The sequence below is a fragment of the Alteromonas sp. MmMcT2-5 genome (genome assembly GCF_022348315.1).
Taxonomy (GTDB): Bacteria; Pseudomonadota; Gammaproteobacteria; order Enterobacterales; family Alteromonadaceae; genus Alteromonas; species Alteromonas macleodii.
Window position 1 is genome coordinate 1 of sequence record NZ_JAKRFB010000122.1, and the last position, 1,718, is coordinate 1,718.

Below are 1,718 nucleotides of genomic sequence, written 5' to 3' on the forward strand. Positions count from 1 at the left end.
ATCTATTACGCCGCCAATCAGGTGGATCGATTACGGCACAAATGGGGTGGGTCCATTACGCCGCCAATGGAATGGATCCATAGCGGTGCCAATTAACAAATGTAATATCCCGCTCTACGAAACCAATTATGCTAAATAGAATGCAATGCTAAATTCAATATAAAGCGTTGAACAGTTTTGTTAAAAAGTACAATGATATCTCGCTCCATCAGCTTCATTTCATCAATCAGTTCATTGTCTGTAAAGGCTATGAACTTCGGGTCTCTCCTTACATCGAGAAGTGAGGCTGGCCTTGATATAAAGCGCTTAAATGCTTCGGCACCATCGATGTCAGAAGTATAAGAAAGGTAAGTGTCTGCGACCATTGCTCTTACTTCGTTCGTAAATATAGATTTCATTCAATTAATCCATTCAAGATAGCGATGCAAACTAATCTACCGCGCTTTTATCGAACTAGTAACTGGCCTAATGTATAGTTATATCGCCTTTTTATTCAATTGTTCCGGTAGTTAACCAAGTTATTTCCTAGCACAAGCCTTTTGCATTTTATTGATAACTCTTCTCTCAGCAGGGATGAGTGTAAGACTATAGTCGTCGATAATGTCCATGAACCTCTCTATATACTCACATCGATAAGCGTGATTAGGTGGTAACCACTCATCTAAGCCTTTGGCTCCTTTTTGTCGATTTAATGATGCTTTAACTAATAGGAGATTATGGGGGTCATTTGCAAAAGCTTGGCGCTTATCCCTCGACCATTTGTCGCCGCCATGGCCATGCGCAAATTTAAGAGGAACAATGTGGTCGAGGTCTAGCGCGGTAGAATCGACGAACGTCTCACCTGAATACGGGTCATACCATTCACCTACAGTGACTTGGCAACCGTTACCGGACTTAAAGACTACAGAAGTCTTTGACTTCAATATCAACATTTCATGACGCGTATTTTGGCAATCATTGTCGTCGTCAATCCAATGGGGCCAATCCACTCTATCATAGTTGGAGGTAAAGGCTCTACCTTCGTTTAATGCCTCTTCTTCCGCTTGATGATATGTCGTCTTCGCTTTAGGTAATCGACCGCCGCTATGAAGGCATGCCTCAATAGTACTAAATGCTTCGAAGCTCTTGGTTCGATTGTAGGATGAACTTGACGTGTCATGACAAATGCCCGATATGCTTTTTTTTACTTGAGCATGAACGTTATTGGGTGAACCACATGACACTACGGAAAAACTCAGTAGAAAGAGAATTAAAGAATTGATTTTCATGATTACTTAGTTCTCACTTGTGATTACATCCCTTATCATGCCGTGATTGACAACTTTTATCATCTTTAACCAACTCCCTAACTCCCCCAATTTTTTATTACTTGAACGAGGCAAGATGACTTTACTTAGGAATATTTATGTTTCGCTTCTGGGGCCCTACAGGACTTGCTAATGACTCTTGATTCTCGTGATATATAAGTCCGCCGCCCATATCAACTTTGCATCGACAGTGAGCTGTGGGGCCACATGACGTATAAGAGCGTAAAGGCTCCCTAGACACGATAATATTAATATGAGTGAAAGTGCTTTTTAGGAAGCAAGATTTACGTGGAAATATCCTTGTAGACTTAATATCGCTTAATTGAGGGTATATAACTGGCGAAACGTTCGCCGTTTATCGCCATTACGCATTTATGTATATACTTAAACCTTCTGCTACGACTAAATGCA

General features: G+C 40.9%; 2 protein-coding genes. Both read right to left on the reverse strand.

Translation table 11 applies throughout. From position 1 onward, the window contains the following. Positions 1–131: 131 nt before the first annotated feature. Positions 132–398, reverse strand: a complete 267-nt coding sequence (locus MHN09_RS21175) for a hypothetical protein (RefSeq protein ID WP_239241834.1) — start codon at positions 396–398, stop codon at positions 132–134. A 120-nt stretch (positions 399–518) separates the two neighbouring features. Next, positions 519–1,268, reverse strand: a complete 750-nt coding sequence (locus tag MHN09_RS21180; protein ID WP_239241835.1) for an HNH endonuclease family protein — start codon at positions 1,266–1,268, stop codon at positions 519–521. Between the last annotated feature and the right edge of the window lie 450 nt (positions 1,269–1,718).